We start from the raw sequence: 22,771 nt of genomic DNA on the forward strand, positions 1-22,771 counted from the left end.
TAATCAATGATTAAGCGTGTCTTGACAGATCTTTTTCGCAGATCTTTAATCTTTTGGTATCTGGCAGCCTGAAGCGTTTAAGTGCCAAAGGTTATTGGGTGTTCATTTGGCAGCGCTTATTACTTGTTAACTGGATAAGCTTCAAGGGCATGAAATGAGAAAGCACATACGAAAGCTCATAACGCCGTCGATGCGCTTCGAAATAAGAAAGTTCTTGACTTGGGCTCAGGATATAATGGGGCGCGCGTGTTTGTGGCGCTGGGAAATTACCAGATTTCGGCTGCAGACAAGTAACGACTACGAAGTCTTATATGTGGGTCGAAAGAGCCGCAAGGAAATGGCCAAGCTGCTCATCGGCGGTAAACCCGAGGCCGACATCAAATCCGGCGATGGCACGCAACAGCCTGGCGCCGCGTCCCATAGGGTGTTGATCAGCGAGATGCCCAGTGCAGGTGCCCTGTACGTGCCCCATTATCTGAGTGCCATCATCCCCCTGGGGCGTCCGCTGGAAGAGATCATCGCCCGCTACGACGGTGAACTGCGCCGCAACATCCGCAAGTGTCGGCCGCTGTACCGCATGCAGCAGGTGCTGACGGATGAGGAGATTGGCAAGGCCGACCGGGAAATGTTGCAGCCTTATGCCCAGGCGCGGCATGGCCTGTATGCCAAACAGTTCGATTCCCAGGACGTGTTGCGCATCGCCAAGACCGTTGGCCGGCTCGACCTCGTGATGAAAGGCGACGAGGTTGTAGCCTGTCATTTCGGTTGTGTAATAACCCGGGCCGGCAAGCGCTATTGGAGCACGCTTCGCTTTGGCTACCCGGAGGCCGTCTTCAACGACCCAAAACGACTGCGCGAGGTCAACTCGATCACTACCTTCATGGCCCTGGAATGGGCCATCGAGCAGGGTTTCGATTATTACGATATCGGCCAATGTCTGGCACGTCCGGACGATGGGCTTTTGAAATGGAAGCGCCGGCGCGGCGGTGATGTGGATACCTTGGGCAACCAGGCTTATATGTTCGTCCGGCTGCCGAAGACCGGTATCGCCAAGTTTCTCTGGGAATTCCCTTTATTTGCCGTCGAGAACAGCAGGCTCACACTGCATCTGGGTTTGCCGGATGGGGCAAGTGACGAGGAAGTTGTCGACCGCTATCGTGAAATGGTCTTCGGTGGATTATTCAAGATATACATTTACTGTGCGAAAGCGCCTGGCGAACTGCTGCTGGAGAACTTGCGCGATCGATATGCTCACTTCCAGTCCCCTCCCATTCTGGAAAAAGTAGTGTGCAACTGAGCGTGAAAGATAGCCTTTCAATGAGAGCGCTGCATGATGAACGACATTTCGGGTATAGACACGAAGGGATCCGACCATAAAAGCTGGAGCTTGGCCGCATACAAGTACCTCGCAAGAAAGCGGCTGGTACGAAAGCCGTCGGAGAACCTGAAGAACCTTGCGGTCAGGACCTGGGATATCGCCCCGGCCGAGGTCACCCCAGCGCCTCCCGCTTTCTTTCTGCCGAATCAGTTGGAGCGGGTGACCGGCTGGGAAGCGAAACGTTTCTTTCCTTTCGAGCATCCGCGGCGGACCATGGAGGGGCTGGGCAGCGTCGCACAGGCCCCTACCAAGGGCTATCTGATCAAGGACGTCATTCTGATCGATGGCGCCCTCTACAAGAACAATGCCAGCTTCTGGCTGTCTGACCGGCCCAATGGGTTGCCGCGAATCGTCGTGGAGCAAGAGGTCGAGCGTGGGGCCGCTTATTGTTCACGTTACGGCAACCGCTGGTTTGGAACGTGGCTGGCCGAGGATTGCGTCACATATGCTTTGGCCCGTAACGAAGGCGTGCCGGTCACCACGGCGCCCTCGGGCAGGTTCCCCCTTTTTTCCCAGGCTGCGCAGTACGAAGAATGGCTTGGCATGCATCCGTTTCGGCTGCACACGGCCTTTTTTCGAGAGTTGGTGCTGTTCGATGACTTCAGCCACAACACAAACCAGTCCGAGCGATACCGCGCCATGGGCCAGAAGTTGTTGTCGCGGGTAAATTACCAGTCCCACCCGGGGGTTTTCATCTTGCGGGGCGGTGATGGGGATCCGCGCCTGCTGCGCAACGAACTACAGATTGCCGAACATCTGCAAAAACATCGCGGCTTTCGCATCCTTGCCCCTTTGAAGTGCGACCTGGCAACCATCGTGGAAACCTGTGCCGGGGCGAGGGTAGTGGTGGGCGTCGAAGGCAGCCAGCTCATCCACGGTATGAATGTGCTGTCGCCCGGCGCTTCGGTACTGACGCTACAGCCACCTGATCGCTTTGTCTGCTTCTACAAGTACCTGACTGATCGCGATCAGCAGCATTTCGGTTTTGTGGTCGGGATACCTGATGGCAGCGGCTTCCGCATCGACCTCGATGAGCTCGAACGGACCTTGGATCTGCTGCCGTCATGACTGCCTGAGCTGCATGGCCAGTGGTCGCACGGTGTAACGTATGGTCGCGGTCCTTGCCCGGGGAGGGCGTGCTAGAATCCGCGCCTTCGAATCTGGAGGTACACGCGTGCGCAAACTGGCTGTGGTAATGGCAGTGCTCGCCCTGGCGGGCTGTGAGAACGAAGTCGAAGGCGTGCACAAACAGGTGGCCGAACACCTGCACAACCCCAAGACCGCCAAGTTCGGCAACGTGCGGATCGACACCCAGGGCACCATCTGCGGCCAGGTCCGCGGCAAGGATGATGCCGGGCAGTACGAAGCCTACCGCAGCTACGTGGCGATCAAGCGCGATGGCCAATACGAAATCATCGTCGACGACAGCGGCAACAACCTGCGCATCCGCGAGATGTGTGGCGGCGCCGAGCTGCAACGTCGCGCCGAAGCCCTGGCTGGCCAGCCGGCCCCGCAAGGCTGGGATGTGGAAGTGATCCAGGGCGCCAACATGGGCGCGCTCAGCGACATGACCGCGCGCCTGATCGAAAAGGGCATCCCGTCCTCGGTGGAGTACCGCGACGGCAAGCCGGTGGTGCTGATGGGGCCGTTCCCCAGCCGTGAGGAAGCCGAAGCACGCAAGGCCGAGGTGATGGCCAAGCTGGGTACCGATTCGGTGGTGATCCAGCACGGCGCAGCGCGCTGAACCCGGTTTCTGCAGGCGCGGCCTTTTGTGGGAGCGGCCTTGTGTCGCGAAAGGGCTGCGTAGCGGCCCCAGAATCTTGAACCCTGCACAGATTGCCGGGGCCGCTATGCGGCCCTTTCGCGACACAAGGCCGCTCCCACACGGCTTCCACAAGTCCGCTTGTGCAAGTTCGGCGCGGCACAGTCACACGCGCGCTAGACATTGTCCGCACAGTTTTGGCTATGCTTGGCAGGAAGAAGCCGAACGGGGAGGGCCTCATGTCTACACTGGAGCGGGCCATTGCCGTGGCCGCCAGGGCGCATGAAGGGCAATACGACAAGGGTGGGGCTGCTTATATCCTCCACCCGCTACGCGTGATGATGCGGGTTTCCACAACCGAACAACGGATTGTCGCGGTGCTTCATGATGTGATCGAAGACACCCCGCTGACCCTGTCCGACCTGGCGCGCGAGGGTTTCGCGCTGAAAATCCTTGCCGCCTTGCTGGCGCTCAGCCGCCGTGAGGGCGAGGCCTACCAGGACTTCGTGGTGCGCCTGGGCGGTGACCCGCTGGCGCGCACCGTCAAGCTGGCCGACCTGGCCGACAACAGCGACCTTTCGCGCATCCCCTGCCCAGGCCCCACCGACCTGGCGCGGCTGGCGCGTTACCGCGAAGCCAGCGCCTACCTGCAGGCGTTGGCCTGAGGTTGAATACGCAGTCAGTCTTCCTTCGGTACGGTCCAGAAAATCTGCACACCGCCATCGTCGCGGTGGGCGAGGGTGACGTTATCGTTTTCGGCGATTTCCTCGAGCAGGGTTTCCCAGTCTTCCGGGGCTTCCTGTTCCAGGCGAAAGATCAGCGCCGCGCGGCTGCGCTGGGCAGTGGGGCTGTTGATGATCTTCTGGATGCGCATACCCAGTTGTTCATAGCTGCTCGGGGTGGCGGAGGCGGTGCTGGACACAAGTGTTTCCTTGTTTTTTGCTGTATGCACATACAGTATTTCACTGTAAGTAATTTCGCAACAGCTTGTCAGGGGAAAACTGTGCTCAAGCCTGGGCCGATCCGTGCGCAGCGTTATCCAGGGTATTCCACAGGCTTCTCATCGTAGGGTTCTGATGCGGGAGACCCTGTGGGAGCGGGCATGCCCGCGAACACCGGCGAAGCCGGTGCCATACACCGCGTCGCATGCTTCGCGGGCATGCCCGCTCCCACAGGTACTGCACAACTGCAAATGCTGATGATCGTTCATACATTTGTATGACTGATGGCTCCGTCTATTGAAAATGGTCGATACCACCCCCCCGCCAACCCCGCATAACCTCAGGCCAACACGCACTGGTCACTACTGACAAGACGAAGCCCTCTACACCAGTCGCAAACGCCAACGGGAAGCCACCAGCATGTCAGCGAAATCCGATTTGTCCCTGTTACCCAACAAACCGCTATGGTTTGCCCCGAGCGCGCCACGGGCCCGGCTGGACGGCGTGGCCGATGCCGATGTGGTGATCGTCGGTGCCGGGTACACGGGGTTGTGGACCGCCTACTACCTGCTCAAGAGCGACCCGTCGCTGCGCGTGGTGCTGCTGGAAAAGAACGCCGTCGGCTTCGGCGCCTCGGGCCGCAACGGCGGTTGGGCCTCGGCGATCTTCCCAATTTCCCTGCATCGGGTGGAGCAACTGTATTCCCACCATGCGGCCTTGCACCTGCAGGCTGCGATGAATGCAACGGTCGACGAGATCGGCCGGGTGCTGGCGCTGGAAGGGGTCGATGCCGACTATGCCAAACAGGGCTTCCTCTCCCTGGCCCGCAGCGCCCCGCAGATGGCGCGGGCGCGTGCGGCCGTGGAGGCCTCGGCGCGCTTCGGGCTGCCTGACCAGTGGCGAGTGCTGGAGGCAGCCGAAGCCCAGGCCCGGACCGGCGCCCAAGGCACCCTTGGCGGCCTCTACACCGAACACTGCGCGCTCATCCACCCCGGCAAGCTGGTGCGTGGCCTGGCCAAGCTGGTCGAAAGCCTGGGCGCGACAATCTACGAGCAGTCGGCGGTCACCCAGATGGCCCCGGGCGTGGTGCACACCGAACATGGTTCGGTACGTGCCGGCATGACCGTGCGGGCCACCGAGGCATTCACCTCGCAGCAGCCGGGCAAGTCGCGTTTCGTCATCCCGCTGTATTCGCTGGTGCTGGCCACCGAGCCGTTGCCACGTGAGCTGCTGGCCCGGCTCAACCTCGACCACCGCCTGGCGTTCAACGACATGCGCCACCTGCGCGTATACGGCCAGGTCACCGCCGAAGGCCGGCTGGTGTTCGGTGGCCGGGGCGCGCCCTACAAATGGGGCTCGAGCATGCCTGAGCAGGCCGACCTGGTGGACAGTATCCACGGCAAGATCCACGACACCCTGCTCGAATTCTTCCCGGCCCTGCGCGACGCCCGCATCACCCACCGCTGGGGTGGCGCGCTGGGTGTTTCCCGCGACTGGTGCCCGACCGTCAGTATCGACCGCAACCAGCGCATGGCCTGGGCCGGCAACTACGTCGGTGACGGCGTGGCCACCAGCAACCTGGCCGGGCGCATTCTGCGCAACCTGATTCTCGAGCGTGATGAAGACATCAACACGCTGCCCCTGGTCAACCACCGCTCGCCATCCTGGGAGCCAGAACCGCTGCGCTGGTTCGGCATCAACAGCGGCCTGGCTGCCGCGTCGCTCAGTGATCTGGAAGAGCGCTACACCCACAAACCTTCACGTACCGCGATGCTGCTGGAAAAGCTCACCGGCGCCCATTGACAAGGAGAAACCCCATGCCTTCGTTCACCATCATCAAGCACGCCGACATCAAGGCACTGCCACTGAACCCTGCCGGTCAGCGTGCCGGCGCCGACAAGGGGGACCCTCAGATCGCCATCAGCAAGCAGGCCCCGGAAGCGGTCGGCAACCTCGGCGTATGGGAATGCCAGCCCGGCGGCTGGCCGGTGGTCGACCGCCCTGACACCGAGTTCACCTACATCATCTCCGGCAAGGCGCTGCTCACCGACGACAGCACCCGGGAGGTGGTGGAAGTGACCGGCGGCGACCTGATCATCCTGCCGCCAGGCTGGACCGGCCGCTGGGACGTGCTGGAAACCGTGCGCAAGGTCTATGCCATCTACTGATTTGCGCCAGAGCTGGAAGCCTGCCTCGATCCTTGTGGGAGCGGCTTCAGCCGCGAACACCGGCGCAGCCGGTGCCATGCACCGAGTTGCCTTCTTCGCGGGTGAACCCGCTCCCACATGGCCGGCGCATCCATCAACCATTTTCGGATAACCACAATGACCCAAACCATCATGAACTGGATCTCCGGCGCTCAGGCCGAGACCACCAGCGGCCAGCAACTGCCGGTCTACAACCCGGCCACCGGCGTGGTCACCGGCCAGGTGCAGCTGTCTGCACAAAAGGACGTGGACGCCGCCGTCGCGTCGGCCAAGGCCGCTTTCCCGGCCTGGAGCAACCTCTCGCCACTGCGCCGTTCGCGGGTGCTGAACAAGTTCCTGGCGTTGCTCAACGAGCACCGCGACGACCTGGCCCGCATGATCACCGCCGAGCACGGCAAGGTGTTCACCGATGCCCAGGGCGAGGTGATGCGCGGCATCGAGATCGTCGAGTTCGCCTGCGGCGCGCCGCAGCTGCTGAAAACCGACTTCACCGACCAGGTCAGCACCAACATCGACAACTGGACCCTGCGCCAGCCGCTGGGCGTGGTCACCGGCATCACCCCGTTCAACTTCCCGGTGATGGTGCCGATGTGGATGTTCCCGGTCGCCCTGGCCACCGGCAACACCTTCGTGCTCAAGCCCAGCCCGCTGGACCCGAGCCCGAGCCTGTTCATCGCCGAGCTGCTGAAGCAGGCCGGCCTGCCGGACGGCGTGTTCAACGTGGTGCAGGGTGACAAGGACGCGGTCAACGCGCTGATCGAGCACCCGGATGTGCAGGCGGTGTCGTTCGTCGGCTCCACGCCGATCGCCAACCACATCTACGAAACCGGTGCCCGCCACGGCAAGCGCGTGCAGGCGCTGGGCGGGGCTAAGAACCACCTGGTGGTGATGCCCGACGCCGACATCGACCAGGTGGTCGATGCGCTGATCGGTGCCGCCTATGGCTCGGCTGGCGAGCGTTGCATGGCGATCAGCGTGGCGGTGTTTGTCGGTGACGATACTGCCGAGAAGGTCATGCCCAAGCTGATCGAGCGTACCCGCGAGCTGAAAGTGCTGAACGGTACCAACCTCGAAGCCGAGATGGGCCCGATCGTCACCCGCGCGGCGCTGGAGCGCATCACCGGCTACATCGAGCAAGGCGTGAAGGAGGGCGCGAAGCTGCTGGTCGATGGCCGCAACTTCAACGGCCAGGCGGCTGGCGAAGGTTGTGGTGACGGTTTCTGGCTGGGCGGCACGCTGTTCGACAACGTCACCCCGGACATGCGCATCTACAAGGAAGAGATCTTCGGCCCGGTACTGGCCTGCCTGCGGGTGAAGGACTTTGCCGAAGCGGTCGACCTGATCAACGCCCACGAGTTTGGCAATGGCGTGAGCCTGTACACCCGCGACGGCCACATCGCCCGCGAGTTCGGCCGACGCATCCAGGTGGGCATGGTCGGTATCAACGTGCCTATCCCGGTGCCGATGGCCTGGCATGGCTTTGGTGGCTGGAAGAAGAGCCTGTTCGGTGACATGCATGCCTACGGTGAGGAAGGGGTGCGCTTCTACACCAAGCAGAAGAGCATCATGCAGCGCTGGCCGCAGGCGATTGCCAAGGGGGCGGAGTTCGCGATGCCGACCAGCCATTGAGGCATTCGGCTAGCTGACAGCAAACGGCCCCGCCCACGCAGCGGGGCTGTTTGCATTTCAGGGGGTACTAGTGATCAGTACTCCCAGAAGATCCGCTGCAGCTCCTTGCTGTCCTGGGTCTTGGTCATCGCCACCATCGCCAGGATCCGCGCCTTTTGCGGGTTCAGATCATGGGCCACGACCCAGTCGTTCTTATCATCCGGCTGTTCGGCGTTGCGCAGCACGAAACCACCTTGGTTGACATGCGACGAGCGAATGATCTGCACGCCGTTCTTGCGCAGTTCCTGCAGCGCCGGCACTACCCGCGACGACACCGAACCGTTGCCGGTACCGGCATGGATCAGTGCCTTGGCACCATTCTGCGCCAACGCCTTGTAGGCGGTGTCGGTGACGTTGCCATAGCCATAGGCGATGTCCACCTGCGGCAGGCTGCTGATCTGCTTGATGTCGAACTCGGAGTTGACCGTGTGGCGCTTGGCCGGCAGGCGGAACCAGTAGGACTTGCCTTCCACCACCATGCCCATCGGGCCCCAGGCGCTCTTGAAGGCTTCGGTCTTGATGTTGAGCGCCTTGCTCACATCGCGGCCGGACTGGATCTCGTCATTCATGGTCACCAGCACGCCCTTGCCGCGCGACTGCTTGTCGCTGGCCACGGCCACGGCGTTATACAGGTTGAGCATGCCGTCGGCGGACATGGCGGTGCCCGGGCGCATCGAACCGACGACCACGATCGGCTTGTCGGTCTTTTCCACCAGGTTGAGGAAGTAGGCGGTTTCTTCCAGGGTGTCGGTGCCGTGGGTGATGACGATACCGTCCACGTCCTTGCTTTCGGCAAGTTCGGCAACGCGTTTGCCCAACTTGAGCAGGTCGTCGTTGGAGATGCTCTCAGAGGCGATCTGCATGACCTGCTCGCCGCGTACGTTGGCCAGGTCGGCCAGTTCCGGTACGCCGGCGATCAGCTTGTCGACGCCCACCTTGGCGGCCTGGTAGGTGGCGCTGTTGGCGGCGCTGGCGCCAGCACCGGCAATGGTGCCGCCGGTGGCGAGAATGACCACGTTGGCCAGCTTCTGCTGGGTTTCGGCTTCTTTGGCCGAGACGGTGGTTGGCAGCACCAGCAGCAGGGCGAGTGCGCTGGGGGCGAAGGTTTTCAGTGCGGCATTCATCGTTATTGTTCTCTCTCTTCCTAATGAGATGGTTGTTTTGTCGCACAGGGTGCAAGGCAGGTTTCGTACCAGGCATGTGCGCGCTGCCTGTAGGAGCGGCCTTGTGTCGCGATGGGGCGCGTAGCGGCCCCAGATTCACGGGCGAATACACAAATTGCCGGGGCTGCTGCGCAGCCCATCGCGACACAAGGCCGCTCCTACATGAAGGTGCGTGCCATTCGAGATTCCGAACAAACGTAGGAAAAGACGTTCGGCTTTTCGGAAAAAATCCGGATAAACTGCCCCAGGCTCGACTTGACCTCCCCCAGCCAAACGGATTTGACAAACCCCGGTCCTGTTTCCATAGTTAGGCAACGCAAACGTTTGCGATCCGACAAAAAACACAAGATCCGGAGTCATCGTCCATGAAACTGCCGTTCCCCGGTCGTCTGCTGGCCCTTGCGGTCATTTCCTCGCTGTCCCTGGCCCTGCCGTTTTCGGCCGCCCACGCCGAAGACAAGCCCAAGGTCGCCCTGGTCATGAAGTCGCTGGCCAACGAGTTCTTCCGCACCATGGAAGACGGCGCCAAGGACTACCAGAAAGCCCACGCCGATGAATTCGAGCTGATCGCCAACGGCATCAAGAACGAGACCGACACCGGCGAGCAGATCCGCATCGTCGAGCAGATGGTCAACGCGGGCGCCAAGGCTCTGGTCATTGCCCCGGCCGACTCCAAGGCGCTGGTATCGGCGGTGAAGAAGGCCATGGACCAGGGCGTGGTGGTGATCAACATCGACAACCGCCTGGACCCGGCGCTGCTCAAGAGCAAAGGCATCAGCGTACCCTTCGTGGGCCCCGACAACCGCAAGGGCGCGCGCTTGGTCGGCGACTACCTGGCCAACGAGAAGCTCAAGGCCGGCGACCAGGTCGGCATCATCGAAGGCGTGCCGACCACCACCAACGCCCAGCAGCGTACCGCCGGCTTCAAGGACGCCATGGAGGCCGCGCAGATCAAGATCGTCTCGGTGCAGAGCGGCAATTGGGAAATCGACAAAGGCAACGCCGTCGCCGCTTCCATGCTCAACGAATACCCCGACCTGAAAGCCCTGCTGGCCGGTAACGACAGCATGGCCCTAGGCGCCGTGTCGGCCGTGCGTGCTGCTGGCAAAGCCGGCCAGGTGCAAGTGGTGGGCTACGACAACATCAACGCCATCAAGCCGATGCTCGCCGATGGCCGCGTGCTCGCCACCCTCGACCAGGCGGCCAGCCAGCAGGCGGTGTACGGCATCCAGGCGGCGCTGAAAATGGTCAAGGGCGAGAAGCCTGACGTGGATGCCGACAACGTCATCCAGACCCCGGTCCAACTCATCACCAAGCCCTGATTGCTGGCAGGAGAAACGGCCATGCCTGCATCGGCCAATGAAGTGGTGCTCGCCGCCAGCGGCCTGGGCAAGACCTACGCCCAGCCCGTGCTCGGCGAGGTCAGCCTGAACCTGCGTGCCGGTGAAGTGCTGGCGCTGACCGGTGAGAACGGCGCCGGCAAGAGCACCCTGTCCAAGCTCATCAGTGGCCTGGAAACCCCCACCACCGGGCACATGCACTACCGCGGCCAGGCCTACGCGCCTGGCAGCCGCAGCGAGGCCGAGCGCCTCGGCGTGCGCATGGTCATGCAGGAGCTGAACCTGCTGCCCACGCTGACCGTGGCGGAAAACCTGTTCCTCGACAACCTGCCCGGCCGCTTTGGCTGGATCAGCCAAAAGCGCCTGCGCCAACTGGCCACGGCCGCCATGGCCCAGGTTGGCCTCGACGCCATCGACCCGGACACCCCGGTCGGCGAGCTGGGCATCGGCCACCAGCAGATGGTCGAAATCGCCCGCAACCTGATCGGCGATTGCCATGTGCTGATCTTCGATGAACCCACCGCCATGCTCACCGCGCGCGAGGTGGAGCTGCTGTTCACCCAGATCGAGCGCCTGCGCCAACGTGGCGTGGCCATCGTCTACATCTCACATAGGCTGGAAGAACTGCAGCGCGTGGCCCAGCGCATCGTCGTGCTGCGCGACGGCAAGCTGGTGTGCGACGAGCCGATCCAGCGCTACAGCAGCGCCGAACTGGTCAACCTGATGGTCGGCCGCGAACTGGGCGAGCATATCGACCTGGGCCGCCGGCAGATCGGCGCGCCACTGCTCAAGGTCGACAAGCTCAGCCGTGCCGACAAGGTGCGTGGAGTGTCGTTCGAAGTCAGGGCAGGGGAGATCTTCGGCATCTCCGGCCTGATCGGTGCCGGCCGTACCGAGCTGTTGCGCCTGATCTACGGCGCCGACCGTGCCGACAGCGGCAGCATTGCCCTCGGCCAGCCACCGCAGGTGGTCACCATCGACTCGCCCAAGGCTGCCGTGCAGGCCGGTATCGCGCTGATCACCGAAGACCGCAAAGGCGAGGGCCTGCTGCTGACGCAGTCGATCAGCGCCAATATCGCCCTGGGCAACCTCGGCGCGGTATCACGGGCCGGGGTGCTCGATGGCGAAGCCGAAGCGGCATTGGCCGAGCGCCAGATCCAGGCCATGCGCATTCGCAGTGCCGGCCCGCAGCAGGTGGTGGGCGAGCTGTCTGGCGGCAACCAGCAGAAGGTGGTGATCGGCCGTTGGCTGGAGCGCGACTGCCAGGTGCTGCTGTTCGACGAGCCCACCCGTGGCATCGACGTCGGCGCCAAGTTCGACATCTATGGCCTGCTGGCCGAGCTGGCGCGCCAGGGCAAGGCCCTGGTGGTGGTGTCCAGCGACCTGCGCGAGCTGATGCTGATCTGCGACCGCATCGCCGTGCTGTCGGCCGGTCGCCTGATCGACACCTTCGAGCGTGACCATTGGAGCCAGGACCAGCTGCTGGCCGCGGCCTTTGCCGGTTATCAGAAACGTGACGCACTGCTGCATGACGCAGCTCCCAGGATGGATGCATGAAAACCACCCCGCTCGACAGCCAAGGCGCCGCACCAGTGCGCCGCAGTGGCACCTATCTTGGCCTGGGTACCTACCTGGGCCTGGCCGGCGCCTTGCTGGCGATGATCGTGCTGTTCTCGTTCCTCAGCAGCCACTTCTGGTCGTACAACACCTTCAGTACCCTGGCCAACCAGATCCCCGACCTGATGGTGCTGGCGGTGGGCATGACCTTCGTGCTGATCATCGGCGGCATCGACCTGTCGGTGGGCTCGGTGCTGGCGCTGGCAGCCTCGACGGTCAGCGTGGCGATCCTCGGCTGGGGTTGGGGCGTGCTGCCTTCGGCCCTGCTGGGCATGGCCGTGGCCGCGCTGGCCGGCAGCATCACCGGCGGCGTCACCGTGGCCTGGCGCATTCCGTCGTTCATCGTTTCGCTCGGGGTGCTGGAAATGGCCCGCGGCCTGGCCTACCAGTTCACCGACTCGCGCACCGCCTATATCGGCGATGCCTATGCCTGGTTCTCCAACCCCATCGCATTCGGCATCTCGCCGGCGTTCATCATCGCCTTGCTGGTGATCGTGCTGGCCCAGTTGGTGCTGACCCGCACGGTGTTCGGCCGCTACCTGATCGGCATCGGCACCAACGAAGAGGCCGTGCGCCTGGCCGGCATCGACCCGCGCCCGTACAAGGTGCTGGTGTTCGCCCTGATGGGCCTGCTTGCCGGCCTGGCCGCGCTGTTCCAGATCTCGCGCCTGGAAGCGGCAGACCCCAATGCCGGCTCCGGCCTGGAGCTGCAGGTGATCGCCGCCGTGGTGATTGGCGGCACCAGCCTGATGGGCGGGCGTGGCTCGGTCATCAGCACCTTCTTTGGTGTGCTGATCATTTCGGTGCTGGCTGCAGGGCTGGCGCAGATCGGTGCCAGCGAACCGACCAAACGCATCATCACCGGGGCGGTGATCGTCATCGCCGTGGTGCTCGACACTTACCGTAGCCGGCGTGCAGGCCGGCGGAACTGAAAACATGGCAACCATCAAAGACGTCGCGGCACTGGCAGGCATTTCCTACACCACCGTGTCCCATGTGCTGAACAAGACCCGGCCGGTCAGCGAGCAGGTGCGGCTGAAAGTCGAAGCCGCCATCGCTGAGCTCGACTACGTGCCCAGCGCCGTGGCCCGCTCGCTGAAGGCACGCAGCACGGCCACCATCGGCTTGCTGGTGCCCAACAGCGTCAACCCGTACTTCGCCGAACTGGCGCGGGGCATCGAAGACGCCTGCGAGCGCAACGGCTACTGCGTGATCCTGTGCAACTCCGACGACAACCCGCAGAAACAGCGCAGCTACCTGCGCGTACTGCTGGAAAAACGCATCGACGGCCTGGTGGTGGCTTCGGTGGGCCAGGACAGCGACCTGCTGCAAAGCCTGACTGGCGTGCGCACGCCAATGGTGATCGTCGACCGCGAACTGGATGGCGTCGATGCCGACCTGGTGCGCATCGACCACGAGCAGGGCGCCTACCTGGCCACCCGCCACCTGCTGGAGCTTGGCCATCGCGACATCGCCTACATCGGCGGCCCCGCCGAGACCGGGGTCACCCAGCTGCGGCTGAGCGGCTTCCGTCGCGCCATGGCCGAGGCCGGCGCAGCGGTGCTGGGCGACCGCGTGCTGCACTGCGACTTCACCAGCCCGGGGGGCCATGCGGTGGCAACCCGGTTGCTGGAGGGCATGCGGCCCACGGCGATCTTCGCCGGCAACGACATGATCGGCTTCGGCGTGCTGCGCGCCGCGGCCGAACGCAATATCAACGTACCCGGCGAGCTGTCGGTGATCGGCTTCGACGACATCGAGCTCAGCCGCTATGTGTACCCGCCGTTGACCACGGTGGGCCAGTCGATCCGCGAGTTGGGCGAGAGCGCCGCGTCGCTGTTGCTGGCGCGTATCGGCACGCCCCGGCAGGGCGCGGCGGAGCAACGCATCGTCGCCCCGCGCATCGTCCTGCGCGAGTCCACCGGGCCGCGCCCGGACCTGTTCAACGATTACCGCTAACGCTAAGGAAATGTCATGAGTGCCAAGGTCGTGGTAGTCGGTAGCCTCAACATGGACCTGGTGGCCCGCGCCCAGCGCCTGCCCCGGGCCGGCGAAACACTCCCCGGCGAAAGCTTTTTCACCGTGCCGGGCGGCAAGGGGGCCAACCAGGCGGTGGCCGTGGCGCGCCTGGGCGGCAGCGTGGCGATGATCGGCAACGTCGGCGACGATGATTATGGCCGGCAACTGCACCGGGCCTTGTATGTGGAAGGCATCGACTGCCAGGGCGTCAGCACCTGCCAGGGCGTGTCCAGCGGTGTGGCACTGATCACCGTGGATGCCGCCAGCCAGAACTGCATCGTCATCATCCCCGGTGGCAACGGCCTGCTGACGCCGCAGTCGGTGCAGCGGTTCGATGCGCTGCTGCATGCGGCCGAGGTGATCATCTGCCAGCTGGAAGTACCGGCCGACACCGTGGCCTGGACCTTGGCTCGGGGGCATGAACTGGGCAAGCGGGTGATCCTGAACCCGGCGCCGGCGACCGGCCCCTTGCCGGCGGGCTGGTTCGCCCACATCGACTACCTGACGCCCAACGAAAGCGAGGCCGAAGCCCTGACCGGCGTGGCGGTGGCTGATCTGGACAGCGCCCGGCGTGCCGGCGAGCGTTTGCTGCAACTAGGCGCGGGCAAAGTGATCATTACCCTGGGCGCGCAAGGGGCCTTGCTGGTCACCCCCCAGGGCCACCAGCACTTCCCCGCGCCGGTGGTGCAGCCGCTGGACACCACGGCAGCCGGCGATACCTTTATTGGCGGCTTTGCCGCTGGCCTGGTGCGCGGCCTGGAGGAGGGCGAAGCCATCTCCTTCGGCCAGCGCGCCGCGGCCCTGTCGGTTACCCGCGCCGGTGCCCAGCCGTCGATTCCCTACCTGGCGGAGCTTGCGCCATGAAGAAAACCCCACTGCTGAACGTCGCCCTGTCGCGGACCATCGCCGGCATGGGGCATGGTGACATCCTGGTGATCGGCGATGCCGGGCTGCCGGTGCCGCCGGGTGTCGAACTGATCGACCTGGCCGTCACGCCCGGCCTGCCGGATTTCGCCAGCGTGTTGCGGGTTGTGCTGAGCGAGTTGCAGGTAGAGCGCCACGTGCTGGCCGAAGAGATGCAGAAAGTAGTGCCACCGGCGCTGGTCGAGATCGAGCGGCTGAAGGGCAAGCTGGGCAAGCGCGAATGGCTGAGCCATGAAGAATTCAAGGAATTGTCACGCAGTGCCCGTGCGGTAGTGCGCACCGGCGAGTGCCAGCCCTACAGCAACATCGCGCTGATTTCCGGCGTGACCTTCTAGCTCGTCGCCCCCTGTGGGAGCGGGTTCACCCGCGAACACCGGCGAAGCCGGTGCCATCCACCGCGCTGCCTTCTTCGCGGGTAAACCCGCTCCCACAGGGATTTGCGGTGTATCAGGAATACCAATCCAGGCAACAGGAGTGCCACCCATGCTCAAACCCTTGTTACAAGGAATCGCCCTCATGGCCGCAGCCACCACCCTCCAGGCCGCCCCCATCGACCTGATCATCGACACCGACCCCGGCGCCGACGACGTGGTCGCGCTGTTCCTGGCCATGGCCTCGCCCGACGAGCTCAACATCCGCGCCATCACCACCGTGGCCGGCAACGTGCGCCTGGAAAAAACCTCGCGCAACGCCCGCCTGGCCCGCGAATGGGCCGGCCGCGAAGACATCCCCGTGTACGCCGGCGCCGCTCGCCCGCTGGTGCGCAAGCCCATCTACGCCGCCGACGTGCACGGCGAAGAAGGCCTCACCGGCATCCAGGTCCACGAACCGAAAGCGCCGCTGGCTCAGGGCAATGCCGTGCAATACCTGGTCGACACCCTGGGCACAGCCAAGCCCCACAGCATCACCATCGCCATGCTCGGCCCGCAAACCAACCTGGCCCTGGCGCTGATCCAGCGCCCGGACATCGCCAAAGGCATCAAGCAGGTAGTGGTCATGGGCGGTGCCCATTTCAACGGCGGCAACATCACCCCGGCGGCGGAATTCAACCTCTATGCCGACCCACATGCCGCCGAAGTGGTGCTGGCCAGCGGCGTGCAACTGACCTACCTGCCGCTGGACGTCACCCACAAGCTACTGACCAGCGACGCCCGCCTCAAGCAACTGGCGGCGGTGAACAACCAGGCCAGCAAACGGGTGGTGGATATCCTCAACGCCTACATCACCCACGACATGGACCTGTACGGCATGCCCGGCGGCCCGGTGCATGACGCCAGCGTCATCGCCTACCTGCTCAAGCCCGAGCTGTTCAGCGGCCGGCGCATCCACATGAGCATCGACAGCCGCGAAGGCCCCAGCTTCGGCCAGACCCTTGCCGACTGGTATGGCGTGCTCAAGCAGCCAGCCAACGTGATGTGGGTGGAGGAGGGCGATGCCCAGGGCCTGTTCGACCTGCTCAGCGCCCGTTTGGCGCGATTGGAATAGCCGTGTGCGGCGCGTAGCGCTCGAACACCTGGTCGAAGAAGCTGCGTGCCGCCTCGGCGCCGCGATCGCGCACCAGCAGGTCGATGGCAATCAGCAGCAACTCCTCCGGCGTGCCAGGGCTGTACGCGCTCTGGCCTTCGGCCCATTTGACCTTGATATCGGCTTCGATGCTGTGGCTGCTCATGAAAGGCTCTCGCTTGGGGCCCGGGACGAAGGGGCGAACACCTGACCCTGGTGTTCGATGGAGGCGGGGTGCGCTCCACTTCTTGCACTAAATCATGACTTTGCGTCAGTGACCTTGCGGCTTAAGCATATGGCAAACGCAGCAGGTTGTGCAAAATCCGGTCACGATTGCGTTTTCGCCTCGGCTGCCGAGTTCAGGCAGACTTGACCGGTTTTGCAACAAAAGATGAGCGGAACTGTCGGATCAGACAGTTCCCGGACCGATTTAGGAGGCTTCATGTTCCGTACCCGTGCTTACCTGGCAACCCTGGCGGTGGCTGCTGTCCTGGCTGGTTGCAGCACTGGTGGCAATTCTGCTGGTGGCGCTGCACCAGCTACGCCGGCAGGCAATGATGGCCGCTGCGAAGCCAGCGGCGCCGATTTCGCCATTGGCAAGCCCGCCAGCGCCGAGCTGCTGGAGCAGGCGCGCAAGGCCAGTGGCTCGCAGATGGCCCGCATTCTCAAGCCGCATGATGTGGTTACCCTTGAGTACCGCTCCGAGCGCTTGAATCTGAATGTGGACGAGCAGGGCAAGGTAATTCGCGTCAACTGCGGCTGATACGCGGTCCTTGTGGGAGCGGCCTTGTGTCGCGAAAGGGCCGCAAAGCGGCCCCGGCCATTGATGCTGCGAAGCTGAAACCCTGGGGCCGCTACGCGCCCCTTTCGCGACACAAGGCCGCTCCCACAAAAAAAGCCGCGCCCGCATGGGCCAACCCCTTCAGCCCATGCAGCACCCATAAAAAAACCCGCCACAAGGGCGGGTTTTTTTACAGCTATCCGAATTACTCCGGACGAACCTGTGCAGCCTGCATGCCCTTCTGGCCGCGCTCGGCGACGAAGGAAACAGTCTGGCCTTCTTTCAGGCTCTTGAAGCCGTCAGATTCGATGGCCTTGAAGTGAACGAACAGGTCGTCGCCGCCGCCTGCTGGGGTGATGAAGCCGTAGCCTTTCTCATCATTGAACCATTTGACGGTGCCTTGTTGGCGATTGGACATGGGTGAATCTCCAGAACATTTAGTTTTTTCAGTGGTGCAATGCGGCCGAGGCTACGGAGCACGGAACACATCATAGTCTAATTCTGCGCATCTAGCGCCTTTTACCTTCGCAGGATATTGATCCAGCTCAAAGAATAGCTGGTCTGCTCTGGCTTTAAGGTTTCAGCTCTTCGGTGCGCAGGCCTGTTTCACGACCGTCTGGGCCTTCTGCATCAGCTTGGCGTCCACGCCGTCCTTGCTGTCGAGGTCGGCAATCTCCGCGTCGGTGAAATTCTTTTTGATGGCTTGGGCGCCACAGTCGCAGTGTTTTTTCGCGGTTGCAGCATCAACGCCCTGGCCGCTGGCCACCTGCGTGCACTGGGCCATGTAGCCAGCCTCCTTTCCGGGCGGGAAGTTGCCGGCGTTCGCAGCCATGGGCAGCAGCAGGGCCCCAGCAGCCGCCAGGGCCAGAAGAGACGGAACTCGCATAACCAGTTACTCCTTGGGTTAAGGTCTCATCAAGAGTAGGTTGCTTCCCAAGGTCTGATAGGAATTTTTCCGCGTTAGTTCACCGCTGCGGCGTAATTTCCAAATATTTCTGCCTGGCATGCAACCCGCGTGCTAGCATGCCCGGCTTGCAGCTGACAACTTGCAGCCTGCAGCTATCTTTTTTCTTTCCAGTCACTCTGGTTCGTCCCTGGCAAGCCGAAAGGCTTCTGCCACTGTGAGGCAGGCTTCCCGTTGCGGGAAGGCAGGTCGGATCTTGTACTGGCTCATCCCAACCCACGTGACCTTTGGTAGGGGTCACCACTAGGAGAGGAGGCGCCATGCCCGTTATTACTCTTCCCGATGGCAGTCAACGTTCGTTCGATCATGCCGTATCCGTAGCCGAAGTTGCCGCTTCCATCGGCGCCGGCCTGGCCAAGGCCACCGTGGCCGGCAAGGTCGACGGCAAACTGGTCGATGCCTGCGACCTGATCAGCAACGACGCCACCCTGCAGATCATCACCCCTAAAGATGAAGAGGGACTGGAGATCATCCGTCACTCGTGCGCCCACCTGGTCGGCCACGCGGTGAAACAGCTGTACCCGACCGCCAAGATGGTGATCGGCCCGGTCATCGACGAAGGCTTCTACTACGACATCGCCTACGAGCGCCCCTTCACCCCTGAAGACATGGCCGCCATCGAAAAGCGCATGATGGAGCTGATCGACAAGGACTACGACGTCATCAAGAAGGTGACCCCGCGCGCCGAAGTCATCGACGTGTTCAAGGCCCGTGGCGAAGACTACAAGCTGCGCCTGGTCGAAGACATGCCGGACGAGCAGGCCATGGGGCTGTACTACCATGAAGAATACGTCGACATGTGCCGCGGCCCGCACGTGCCGAACACCCGCTTCCTCAAGGCATTCAAGCTGACCAAGCTGTCCGGCGCCTACTGGCGCGGTGATGCCAAGAACGAGCAGCTGCAACGCGTGTACGGCACCGCCTGGGCCGACAAGAAGCAGCTGGCTGCGTACATCCAGCGCATCGAAGAAGCCGAAAAACGCGACCACCGCAAGATCGGCAAGCAGCTCGACCTGTTCCACCTGCAGGAAGAAGCCCCGGGCATGGTGTTCTGGCACGCCAACGGCTGGACCGTGTACCAGGTACTCGAGCAGTACATGCGCCAGGTCCAGCGCGTCAACGGCTACCAGGAAATCAAGACCCCGCAGGTTGTCGACCGCATTCTCTGGGAGCGTTCCGGCCACTGGTCCAACTACGCCGAGAACATGTTCACCACTTCGTCGGAAAGCCGTGACTACGCGGTCAAGCCGATGAACTGCCCGTGCCACGTGCAGGTGTTCAACCAGGGCCTGAAGAGCTACCGCGACCTGCCGCTGCGCCTGGCCGAGTTCGGTGCCTGCCACCGTAACGAGCCGTCCGGCGCCCTGCACGGCATCATGCGCGTGCGTGGCTTCGTGCAGGACGACGCGCACATCTTCTGCACCGAAGAACAGGTGAAGAAAGAAGCCGCCGACTTCATCAAGCTGACCCTGGACGTGTACAAGGACTTCGGCTTCACCGACATCGCCATGAAGCTGTCGACCCGCCCGGCCAAACGCGTGGGTTCCGAAGAGCTGTGGGACCGTGCCGAAGGTGCACTGGCCGACGCCTTGAACGAATCGGGCCTGGAGTGGGAATACCAGCCGGGCGAGGGCGCCTTCTACGGCCCGAAGATCGAGTTCACCCTGCGCGACTGCCTCGGCCGTAACTGGCAGTGCGGTACCCTGCAGTACGACCCGAACCTGCCGGAACGCCTGGATGCCAGCTATATCGCCGAAGATAACAGCCGAGTTCGCCCGGTCATGCTGCACCGCGCCATCCTCGGTTCGTTCGAGCGCTTCATCGGCATGCTGATCGAGCACTACGCTGGCGTGTTCCCGGCCTGGCTGGCACCCACCCAGGCCGTGATCATGAACATCACCGACAAGCAGGCCGATTTCGCCCTCGAGGTGGAAAATACCCTGAACGGTAGCGGTTTCCGTGCCAAGTCGGACTTGAGAAATGAGAAGATCGGCTTTAAAATCCGCGAGCATACTTTGCTCAAGGTCCCGTACCTTTTGGTTATAGGGGATCGCGAAGTCGAAACGCAGACCGTCGCCGTACGCACCCGTGAAGGCAAAGACCTCGGCTCCATGCCGGTGGCTGAATTCACGCAGCTGCTCAACAGCGCTGTTGCCCAGCGCGGTCGCCTAGAATCGGAGTAATGACTATTAAGCGTGAAATGAGAAACGATAAACGAACTGCACCGAAAGCCCCGATCAACGAGAATATCTCGGCACGCGAGGTTCGGTTAATTGGCGCTGACGGCGAGCAGATTGGCATCGTCTCGATTGATGAAGCGCTTCGTATCGCTGATGAAGCGAAGCTGGATCTGGTGGAAATCTCTGCAGACGCGCAACCGCCCGTCTGCAAGGTGATGGACTACGGCAAGCACCTCTTCGAGAAGAAGAAGCAGGCCAACGAAGCCAAGAAAAACCAGAAGCAGATCCAGATCAAAGAAATCAAGTTTCGTCCAGGGACGGAAGAAGGGGATTACCAGGTAAAACTACGCAACCTGGTACGTTTCCTTACCGATGGGGACAAGGCCAAGATCTCTCTGAGATTCCGTGGCCGTGAGATGGCCCACCAGGAGCTGGGCATGGAGCTGTTGAAGCGGGTCGAAGCCGACCTCGCCGAATACGGCTCCGTTGAGCAGCATCCGAAGATGGAAGGACGCCAGCTTATGATGGTCATCGCCCCCAAAAAGAAGAAGTAATCTCCCGGGCACGGCAGGCCTGATGATTATTGTGTAATTTTATCGAATGCGGAGTTCCAACATGCCAAAAATGAAAACCAAGAGCGGTGCTGCGAAGCGCTTCCTGAAGACCGCTTCCGGCTTCAAGCACAAGCACGCTTTCAAGAGCCACATCCTGACCAAAATGTCGACCAAGCGTAAGCGTCAACTGCGCGGTGCCAGCCTGCTGCACCCGTCTGACGTGGCAAAAGTCGAGCGCATGCTGCGCGTACGTTAATTCTGGTTTAGATAGAGGAAGTTACTCATGGCTCGTGTTAAGCGTGGCGTCATCGCTCGTAAGCGTCACAAGAAAATTCTGAAACTGGCTAAAGGCTACTACGGTGCACGCTCGCGCGTATTCCGCGTTGCCAAGCAGGCTGTCATCAAGGCAGGTCAATATGCCTACCGTGACCGTCGTCAGAAGAAGCGTCAGTTCCGCGCACTGTGGATCGCTCGTATCAACGCCGGTGCCCGCACCAACGGTCTGTCCTACAGCCGTCTGATTGCTGGCCTGAAAAAGGCTTCGATCGAAATCGACCGTAAGGTTCTGGCCGATCTGGCAGTGAACGAAAAAGCGGCGTTTGCTGCGATTGTCGAGAAAGCTAAAGCCGTTCTGGCTTAAGTACCCGCGACAATCACCCGGCGGCGCTAGCGCCGTCGGGCATTGAACGTCATCGATAGGGGAAGAGCCTTCAAAGCTCTTCCCCTATTTTCGTATCTGGAGTCTGTACATGGAAAACCTGGATGCGTTGGTCTCCCAAGCCCTAGAGGCCGTGGAGCGCGCTGAAGACATCAATACCCTGGAACAGATCCGGGTGAATTATCTCGGCAAGAAAGGCGAGCTGACCCAGGTGATGAAGACCCTGGGCAACCTGCCAGCCGAAGAGCGGCCGAAAGTCGGCGCGCTGATCAACGACGCCAAAGAGCGCGTCACCGTTGTGCTCAATGCCCGCAAGGCCGCCTTCGAAGAAGCCGAGCTCAGCGCTCGCCTGGCTGCCGAATGCATTGACGTCACCCTGCCAGGCCGCGGCCAGGCCACCGGTGGCCTGCACCCGATCACCCGTACACTCGAGCGCATCGAGCAGTTCTTCACCCACATCGGCTACGGCATTGCCGAAGGCCCAGAGGTGGAAGACGACTACCACAACTTCGAAGCGCTCAACATCCCTGGCCACCACCCGGCCCGGGCGATGCACGACACCTTCTACTTCAATGCCAACATGCTGCTGCGTACCCACACCTCGCCGGTGCAGGTGCGGACCATGGAGTCCACCCAGCCGCCAATCCGCATTGTCTGCCCGGGCCGCGTGTACCGCTGCGACTCGGATATCACCCACTCGCCGATGTTCCACCAGGTCGAAGGCCTGCTGATCGATCGCGATATCAACTTCGCCGACCTCAAGGGCACCATCGAAGAATTCCTGCGCGTGTTCTTCGAAAAAGAACTGGCGGTACGTTTCCGCCCATCGTTCTTCCCCTTCACCGAGCCGTCCGCCGAAGTCGACATCCAGTGCGTGATGTGTTCCGGCAAAGGCTGCCGCGTGTGCAAGCAGACCGGCTGGCTGGAAGTGATGGGCTGCGGCATGGTGCACCCGAACGTGCTGCGCATGTCTGGCATCGACCCTGAAGAGTTCCAGGGCTTCGCCTTCGGCATGGGCGCCGAGCGCCTGGCCATGCTGCGCTACGGCGTCAACGATTTGCGTCTGTTCTTCGATAACGACCTGCGGTTCCTTGCCCAATTCCGCTAGGCCC

The 22,771-nt window shown here is 62.4% G+C and carries 25 protein-coding genes; 20 read left to right on the forward strand and 5 right to left on the reverse strand.

Annotated features, from left to right (window positions below):
• Positions 1 to 154 precede the first annotated feature (154 nt).
• The 4 genes from CAG46_RS15325 (at position 155) to CAG46_RS15340 (ending at position 3,805) form a co-directional block, all read left to right on the forward strand.
• Positions 155 to 1,297 (forward strand): hypothetical protein, encoded by a 1,143-nt coding sequence (locus CAG46_RS15325; RefSeq protein ID WP_085619081.1) that lies wholly within the window; start codon positions 155 to 157, stop codon positions 1,295 to 1,297.
• A gap of 33 nt (positions 1,298 to 1,330) precedes the next feature.
• Positions 1,331 to 2,446: a glycosyltransferase 61 family protein gene (locus tag CAG46_RS15330; RefSeq protein WP_085619079.1), complete on the forward strand. Its 1,116-nt coding sequence runs from the start codon at positions 1,331 to 1,333 to the stop codon at positions 2,444 to 2,446.
• Positions 2,447 to 2,552: 106 nt separating this feature from the next.
• Positions 2,553 to 3,122, forward strand: coding sequence for an SPOR domain-containing protein (locus CAG46_RS15335; protein WP_025338525.1), 570 nt, complete (start codon positions 2,553 to 2,555; stop codon positions 3,120 to 3,122).
• A gap of 257 nt (positions 3,123 to 3,379) precedes the next feature.
• Positions 3,380 to 3,805 (forward strand): HD domain-containing protein, encoded by a 426-nt coding sequence (locus CAG46_RS15340; RefSeq protein WP_003260953.1) that lies wholly within the window; start codon positions 3,380 to 3,382, stop codon positions 3,803 to 3,805.
• Between the two features lie 14 nt (positions 3,806 to 3,819).
• On the opposite strand, the gene CAG46_RS15345 is transcribed toward CAG46_RS15340, so the two are convergent.
• A complete protein-coding gene (locus tag CAG46_RS15345) occupies positions 3,820 to 4,062 on the reverse strand; it encodes a DUF1654 domain-containing protein (RefSeq protein WP_075044724.1) in 243 nt (80 codons plus the stop codon).
• Positions 4,063 to 4,501: 439 nt separating this feature from the next.
• On the opposite strand from CAG46_RS15345, the gene CAG46_RS15355 reads away from it, so the two are divergent.
• The 3 genes from CAG46_RS15355 to CAG46_RS15365 all read left to right on the forward strand — a co-directional run bounded on the left by CAG46_RS15355 (position 4,502) and on the right by CAG46_RS15365 (position 7,917).
• Positions 4,502 to 5,884: an FAD-binding oxidoreductase gene (locus CAG46_RS15355; protein ID WP_085619075.1), complete on the forward strand. Its 1,383-nt coding sequence runs from the start codon at positions 4,502 to 4,504 to the stop codon at positions 5,882 to 5,884.
• Positions 5,885 to 5,898: 14 nt separating this feature from the next.
• A complete protein-coding gene (locus CAG46_RS15360; RefSeq protein ID WP_025338531.1) occupies positions 5,899 to 6,249 on the forward strand; it encodes a cupin domain-containing protein in 351 nt (116 codons plus the stop codon).
• Between the two features lie 156 nt (positions 6,250 to 6,405).
• Positions 6,406 to 7,917, forward strand: coding sequence for a CoA-acylating methylmalonate-semialdehyde dehydrogenase (locus CAG46_RS15365; protein WP_075044730.1), 1,512 nt, complete (start codon positions 6,406 to 6,408; stop codon positions 7,915 to 7,917).
• A 74-nt stretch (positions 7,918 to 7,991) separates the two neighbouring features.
• Here CAG46_RS15365 and CAG46_RS15370 read toward each other — a convergent pair whose 3' ends face one another.
• The gene (locus CAG46_RS15370) at positions 7,992 to 9,080 is read right to left on the reverse strand and encodes an asparaginase (RefSeq protein ID WP_085619073.1); all 1,089 of its coding nucleotides are present in this window, start codon (positions 9,078 to 9,080) and stop codon (positions 7,992 to 7,994) included.
• A gap of 404 nt (positions 9,081 to 9,484) precedes the next feature.
• Between CAG46_RS15370 and CAG46_RS15375 the strand changes: the two genes are divergently transcribed.
• The 7 genes from CAG46_RS15375 (at position 9,485) to CAG46_RS15410 (ending at position 16,504) form a co-directional block, all read left to right on the forward strand.
• Positions 9,485 to 10,441, forward strand: a complete 957-nt coding sequence (locus CAG46_RS15375; RefSeq protein ID WP_075044734.1) for a sugar ABC transporter substrate-binding protein — start codon at positions 9,485 to 9,487, stop codon at positions 10,439 to 10,441.
• Positions 10,442 to 10,462: 21 nt separating this feature from the next.
• Entirely contained in the window at positions 10,463 to 12,016 is a 1,554-nt protein-coding gene (locus CAG46_RS15380; RefSeq protein WP_085619072.1) for a sugar ABC transporter ATP-binding protein, read from the forward strand.
• Complete coding sequence (locus tag CAG46_RS15385; protein WP_015269786.1) at positions 12,013 to 13,008, forward strand: ABC transporter permease; 996 nt, start codon at positions 12,013 to 12,015, stop codon at positions 13,006 to 13,008. The genes CAG46_RS15380 and CAG46_RS15385 overlap by 4 nt, the downstream gene beginning before the upstream one ends.
• Positions 13,009 to 13,012: 4 nt before the next feature.
• Entirely contained in the window at positions 13,013 to 14,035 is a 1,023-nt protein-coding gene (locus CAG46_RS15390; protein WP_085619070.1) for a LacI family DNA-binding transcriptional regulator, read from the forward strand.
• 15 nt (positions 14,036 to 14,050) lie between these two features.
• Positions 14,051 to 14,959, forward strand: a complete 909-nt coding sequence (rbsK, locus tag CAG46_RS15395; protein WP_085619068.1) for a ribokinase — start codon at positions 14,051 to 14,053, stop codon at positions 14,957 to 14,959.
• Positions 14,956 to 15,354 (forward strand): D-ribose pyranase, encoded by a 399-nt coding sequence (rbsD, locus tag CAG46_RS15400; protein WP_025338538.1) that lies wholly within the window; start codon positions 14,956 to 14,958, stop codon positions 15,352 to 15,354. Before rbsK ends, rbsD begins: the two co-directional genes overlap by 4 nt.
• A gap of 148 nt (positions 15,355 to 15,502) precedes the next feature.
• Positions 15,503 to 16,504, forward strand: coding sequence for a nucleoside hydrolase (locus tag CAG46_RS15410; protein ID WP_025338539.1), 1,002 nt, complete (start codon positions 15,503 to 15,505; stop codon positions 16,502 to 16,504).
• Here the strand turns inward: CAG46_RS15410 and CAG46_RS15415 are convergent.
• Positions 16,476 to 16,688: a hypothetical protein gene (locus CAG46_RS15415; protein WP_003260960.1), complete on the reverse strand. Its 213-nt coding sequence runs from the start codon at positions 16,686 to 16,688 to the stop codon at positions 16,476 to 16,478. The two genes, CAG46_RS15410 and CAG46_RS15415, sit on opposite strands and share 29 nt — an antisense overlap.
• A 276-nt stretch (positions 16,689 to 16,964) precedes the next feature.
• Here CAG46_RS15415 and CAG46_RS15420 point away from each other — a divergent pair, with 276 nt between their 5' ends.
• Positions 16,965 to 17,285 (forward strand): I78 family peptidase inhibitor, encoded by a 321-nt coding sequence (locus tag CAG46_RS15420; RefSeq protein WP_085619066.1) that lies wholly within the window; start codon positions 16,965 to 16,967, stop codon positions 17,283 to 17,285.
• Between the two features lie 223 nt (positions 17,286 to 17,508).
• Here CAG46_RS15420 and CAG46_RS15425 read toward each other — a convergent pair whose 3' ends face one another.
• Together CAG46_RS15425 and CAG46_RS15430 are read right to left on the reverse strand one after the other, a co-directional pair.
• Positions 17,509 to 17,721 carry a cold-shock protein gene (locus CAG46_RS15425; protein WP_003250656.1) on the reverse strand — a complete coding sequence of 71 codons (213 nt, stop codon included), beginning with the start codon at positions 17,719 to 17,721 and terminating at the stop codon, positions 17,509 to 17,511.
• Positions 17,722 to 17,883: 162 nt separating this feature from the next.
• Positions 17,884 to 18,189, reverse strand: coding sequence for a hypothetical protein (locus tag CAG46_RS15430; protein ID WP_085619064.1), 306 nt, complete (start codon positions 18,187 to 18,189; stop codon positions 17,884 to 17,886).
• 338 nt (positions 18,190 to 18,527) lie between these two features.
• Here CAG46_RS15430 and thrS point away from each other — a divergent pair, with 338 nt between their 5' ends.
• From thrS to pheS, 5 genes are all read left to right on the forward strand, one after another.
• On the forward strand, positions 18,528 to 20,450 hold the full coding sequence (gene thrS / locus CAG46_RS15440; RefSeq protein ID WP_013972004.1) for a threonine--tRNA ligase: 1,923 nt from the start codon (positions 18,528 to 18,530) through the stop codon (positions 20,448 to 20,450).
• Positions 20,450 to 21,001, forward strand: coding sequence for a translation initiation factor IF-3 (infC, locus tag CAG46_RS15445; protein ID WP_013972005.1), 552 nt, complete (start codon positions 20,450 to 20,452; stop codon positions 20,999 to 21,001). The genes thrS and infC overlap by 1 nt, the downstream gene beginning before the upstream one ends.
• 61 nt (positions 21,002 to 21,062) lie before the next feature.
• A complete protein-coding gene (gene rpmI / locus CAG46_RS15450) occupies positions 21,063 to 21,257 on the forward strand; it encodes a 50S ribosomal protein L35 (RefSeq protein ID WP_003250667.1) in 195 nt (64 codons plus the stop codon).
• Positions 21,258 to 21,284: 27 nt separating this feature from the next.
• On the forward strand, positions 21,285 to 21,641 hold the full coding sequence (gene rplT / locus CAG46_RS15455; protein ID WP_003250671.1) for a 50S ribosomal protein L20: 357 nt from the start codon (positions 21,285 to 21,287) through the stop codon (positions 21,639 to 21,641).
• 109 nt (positions 21,642 to 21,750) lie between these two features.
• Positions 21,751 to 22,767, forward strand: a complete 1,017-nt coding sequence (pheS, locus tag CAG46_RS15460) for a phenylalanine--tRNA ligase subunit alpha (RefSeq protein WP_013972006.1) — start codon at positions 21,751 to 21,753, stop codon at positions 22,765 to 22,767.
• The last annotated feature ends 4 nt before the right edge of the window (positions 22,768 to 22,771 follow it).

This window comes from Pseudomonas sp. B23(2017) (assembly GCF_002113725.1).
GTDB classification, from domain to species: domain Bacteria; phylum Pseudomonadota; class Gammaproteobacteria; order Pseudomonadales; family Pseudomonadaceae; genus Aquipseudomonas; species Aquipseudomonas putida_Z.

Coding starts and splice junctions, on each gene's coding strand:
- rbsK (WP_085619068.1), top strand. CDS start 14,051: ATGAGTGCCAAGGTCGTGGTAGTCGGTAGCCTCAACATGGACCTGGTG.
- CAG46_RS15365 (WP_075044730.1), top strand. CDS start 6,406: ATGACCCAAACCATCATGAACTGGATCTCCGGCGCTCAGGCCGAGACC.
- infC (WP_013972005.1), top strand. CDS start 20,450: ATGACTATTAAGCGTGAAATGAGAAACGATAAACGAACTGCACCGAAA.
- CAG46_RS15360 (WP_025338531.1), top strand. CDS start 5,899: ATGCCTTCGTTCACCATCATCAAGCACGCCGACATCAAGGCACTGCCA.
- rbsD (WP_025338538.1), top strand. CDS start 14,956: ATGAAGAAAACCCCACTGCTGAACGTCGCCCTGTCGCGGACCATCGCC.
- CAG46_RS15325 (WP_085619081.1), top strand. CDS start 155: ATGAGAAAGCACATACGAAAGCTCATAACGCCGTCGATGCGCTTCGAA.
- CAG46_RS15370 (WP_085619073.1), bottom strand. CDS start 9,080: ATGAATGCCGCACTGAAAACCTTCGCCCCCAGCGCACTCGCCCTGCTG.
- pheS (WP_013972006.1), top strand. CDS start 21,751: ATGGAAAACCTGGATGCGTTGGTCTCCCAAGCCCTAGAGGCCGTGGAG.
- CAG46_RS15330 (WP_085619079.1), top strand. CDS start 1,331: ATGATGAACGACATTTCGGGTATAGACACGAAGGGATCCGACCATAAA.
- rpmI (WP_003250667.1), top strand. CDS start 21,063: ATGCCAAAAATGAAAACCAAGAGCGGTGCTGCGAAGCGCTTCCTGAAG.
- CAG46_RS15380 (WP_085619072.1), top strand. CDS start 10,463: ATGCCTGCATCGGCCAATGAAGTGGTGCTCGCCGCCAGCGGCCTGGGC.
- CAG46_RS15415 (WP_003260960.1), bottom strand. CDS start 16,688: ATGAGCAGCCACAGCATCGAAGCCGATATCAAGGTCAAATGGGCCGAA.
- CAG46_RS15375 (WP_075044734.1), top strand. CDS start 9,485: ATGAAACTGCCGTTCCCCGGTCGTCTGCTGGCCCTTGCGGTCATTTCC.
- thrS (WP_013972004.1), top strand. CDS start 18,528: ATGCCCGTTATTACTCTTCCCGATGGCAGTCAACGTTCGTTCGATCAT.
- CAG46_RS15420 (WP_085619066.1), top strand. CDS start 16,965: ATGTTCCGTACCCGTGCTTACCTGGCAACCCTGGCGGTGGCTGCTGTC.
- CAG46_RS15410 (WP_025338539.1), top strand. CDS start 15,503: ATGCTCAAACCCTTGTTACAAGGAATCGCCCTCATGGCCGCAGCCACC.
- CAG46_RS15340 (WP_003260953.1), top strand. CDS start 3,380: ATGTCTACACTGGAGCGGGCCATTGCCGTGGCCGCCAGGGCGCATGAA.
- CAG46_RS15390 (WP_085619070.1), top strand. CDS start 13,013: ATGGCAACCATCAAAGACGTCGCGGCACTGGCAGGCATTTCCTACACC.
- CAG46_RS15385 (WP_015269786.1), top strand. CDS start 12,013: ATGAAAACCACCCCGCTCGACAGCCAAGGCGCCGCACCAGTGCGCCGC.
- CAG46_RS15425 (WP_003250656.1), bottom strand. CDS start 17,721: ATGTCCAATCGCCAACAAGGCACCGTCAAATGGTTCAATGATGAGAAA.
- CAG46_RS15430 (WP_085619064.1), bottom strand. CDS start 18,189: ATGCGAGTTCCGTCTCTTCTGGCCCTGGCGGCTGCTGGGGCCCTGCTG.
- CAG46_RS15355 (WP_085619075.1), top strand. CDS start 4,502: ATGTCAGCGAAATCCGATTTGTCCCTGTTACCCAACAAACCGCTATGG.
- rplT (WP_003250671.1), top strand. CDS start 21,285: ATGGCTCGTGTTAAGCGTGGCGTCATCGCTCGTAAGCGTCACAAGAAA.